3 protein-coding genes are annotated in these 2836 nt (G+C 59.3%); 1 reads left to right on the forward strand and 2 read right to left on the reverse strand.

Annotated features, from left to right (window positions below; translation table 11 throughout):
* Positions 1–92 precede the first annotated feature (92 nt).
* Positions 93–587: an AMP-binding protein gene (locus FJ398_27060; protein MBM3841537.1), complete on the reverse strand. Its 495-nt coding sequence runs from the start codon at positions 585–587 to the stop codon at positions 93–95.
* A gap of 369 nt (positions 588–956) precedes the next feature.
* Entirely contained in the window at positions 957–1799 is an 843-nt protein-coding gene (locus tag FJ398_27065; protein ID MBM3841538.1) for a DUF1080 domain-containing protein, read from the reverse strand.
* A gap of 254 nt (positions 1800–2053) precedes the next feature.
* Between FJ398_27065 and FJ398_27070 the strand changes: the two genes are divergently transcribed.
* A complete protein-coding gene (locus FJ398_27070) occupies positions 2054–2440 on the forward strand; it encodes a hypothetical protein (protein ID MBM3841539.1) in 387 nt (128 codons plus the stop codon).
* Positions 2441–2836: the final 396 nt, after the last annotated feature.

A 2836-nucleotide genomic window follows, 5' to 3' on the forward strand; every position in this document is an offset into this window, starting at 1 on the left:
GGGCTGTAAGGACCGAGCCAACGCAGGCCACGGACAAAAGACCCGCCGCCCGGAGGGTTTTCGCGCCAAAGGCCGCCTGGCTTCGTTGCTCCTCAGTCGAAGATCCAGGGAGGATATTCTCCTTCGTCGCGCCTCGCCATCCGGCCTTTGGCGCGAAAACAGGACCCCGCGGAATTTTCGGACACGCTCTGAGTGTAGTCGGCGTCCTTGAACCGTTCGCCGCTGATCAGGTAATTGCACTCAGACTGGCGGAGCGCGTATTCCAGTTCCTGCACGCGATACGCCGGGTTGATGTTCACCAGCACCGCGCCGATCTTGGCGGTCGCGAACTGGACCACCACCCACGCGAGGCAGTTTGTGGACCACATGCCGACGCGGTCTCCCTTCTCGACGCCGAGCGCCATCAAAGCCCGCGCGCAGCGGTCCGACTCTTCGCGCAAAGCCGCGTAAGTCAGGCGGCGGTTTTCGAAAGTCGAGACCAGCGCTTCGTTCCCGCCAAATTCGGCGGCAATTTCATCCAGGCCATCGCCGATGGTTTTCCCGATCAGCGGCGTGGTGGACACGCCCTGGATGTAACTCAAGTGCATAGCGGCGCTGAGTGAGGAAGATAGTCGATCTGCCCCGGCTGTGAACCACAATTCGTCCACCACGAACCTGGTATACCTGGTAGGGACGGATTCCACTCCCTCCCTGCTGGCGTATGTAGTCCCGGCTTTAGCCGGTCGGGAGCGTCGGAGCCGCCTGAAGGCGGAACTACAAACCAACGTCGATTCACCGATTCATGGAGAGCTTCCTTGGCCTCAGAACCATGCCCACCGCCCACGAACCGAGAACTGCGCGCTCACCATTTAACCGCTTTAGCTCATTTAACGATTTAACGTTGTAACGACTTTGGTTGCGGCTTTGCCGGCTTTGGTCCCGTTGGGTTCATCTGCGGTTTTTTAGAATAAATACGGCTACGGCAATTCGCGGATGTGAATCTCTTTGAACTCGATCGGCGCGCCTTCGGATTCCAGGCAAAGATAACCAGTCGCCGGTTTGATGTTCGTGCCGCCGGAGACTTCCTCGCCATTGACCCACAATCGGACTTCGCCGTTGACCGCGCGCACGTAGTAATGGTTCCACTCGCCCACGCCCTTGCTGAGGTTCTTTCGCGGAAAACTCCGCTGGCCGTTCGGCGACACCGGCGGGAACGGCTCCATTTTTGTGGACCCCGTCGGGAACACATCGCCGTTGGTCGTGAACCAGTCCGCCTTCCGGTTTCCGGTTTTCTCGTATTGCTCCTTGTAGCCATGATCAAGGACCTGCACTTCGACGCCGGTGGGCAGCCTGCCTTTGCCTTTGCCCTCCGCGAGCGTCTGGATCGATTCCGGCGTGGCCCAGACAAAAATCCCGGAGTTGCCGCCGGATCGCAGATGTCGCCACTGGGCGACCAACTCGAAGTTGGTGTGGAGTTTCTTGGTGCGGATGACCCCGACCGGTTTGCCCGTGCAACGGATGAGTCCGTTCGTCCACGTCCACGTGTCCGGGTCGCAATTGACGTTGACGAAATGTTCCTGAGTCAGCGCGTACCAACCCGGCCCGGCGCCGTCGAGGAACGCTTTGGGAAGCGCGGCCGCTTCCTGCGCCAGGGTGGGAGGCGCGGCCACGAAACACGCGCCCACGACGAGAACGGCGGCCAACACGCCTCCAGGCCAACTTTGAGTTTTGAAACGCTTCGCCCCATTTAACCGATTTAACGATTCAACCTCTTTAACATTGTAACGAGTTCGTGTTTGAACAGCCGGATTCGTGTTCATATGCGATGGATGATTTTTCAGTGATGAAACCTAACGAAAACCGCCTCGCACGTCGAAATGAAAAGCGCTGTCAAAAGATTTCTTCCCTGAACATTGAACCAATTTTTGACCACGGATTTCGCGGATTTCCCGGATGAAGACGCAATCTGATCCGTGAGATTGACGGGTAGAAGACTACGAGGCCGAACAATAGAGGCAGACAACGCGGGAGGGAGAATCTTCAGGATCGCTCGGTTCTGGCGTTCAGCAGATTCATGCGAAAATCGCTCGTTTCAAAAAGCAAGTTCTTGAGCCTGGTGCTGCGGCACGATCCCGGGGTGACCGGACTCGCCCTCGATGGGAATGGATGGGCGGACGTCGATGAACTGCTGTCCAGGGCATCGGCTCACGGCACGCCGATTACTCCGGCGGAGCTGGCCGAGATCGTGGAGACCAATGAGAAGAAGCGTTTCGATCTGGACGTTTGGCGGAAACGAATTCGCGCGAACCAGGGCCATTCGCTCGACGTCGATCTGGAACTGGCGCCCACTGTGCCTCCAGAGGAGTTATTCCACGGCAGCGCGGCGAAGAACCGGGATTCGATTATGGCGCAGGGACTGGTTCGTGGAGGGAGAACCGTCTCTTCGGACCGTGGCCTTTAGGCCGCTTCAACGCCCGACTCCGGAGAGTGCGCGGAAGCAACCTGAAGGCTGCGGTCCGCACGGTCTCGGGTTCATGGGCGGCGAGCATGGTCCCGGGACCAAGGGAACTTTCCATTAGCCATAGCTCATGTCCATCCCCACCTGTCCACACTGGTCAATCCAAAGGGGGATGCGATGATTGAATAGAGTCGGCGAGGGCGCCGACTCCAGCACGCGGGGGCGCGTGCGCTCCCCATCCGATCTGAATCGTTCCGGCTTAGACGCCCCACTACTCCGATACCCCGACACTCCGGCACTCCAGCACTCCCTGACTCGATCACTGCCCCTGCCCGTCCGCGCCCGTGCCGTCGAGGTCGATGAGGATGTCGCGCGGCTCGGCGCCTTTGCTGGGACCGA

Source organism: Verrucomicrobiota bacterium (genome assembly GCA_016871535.1).
Taxonomy (GTDB): Bacteria; Verrucomicrobiota; Verrucomicrobiia; order Limisphaerales; family SIBE01; genus VHCZ01.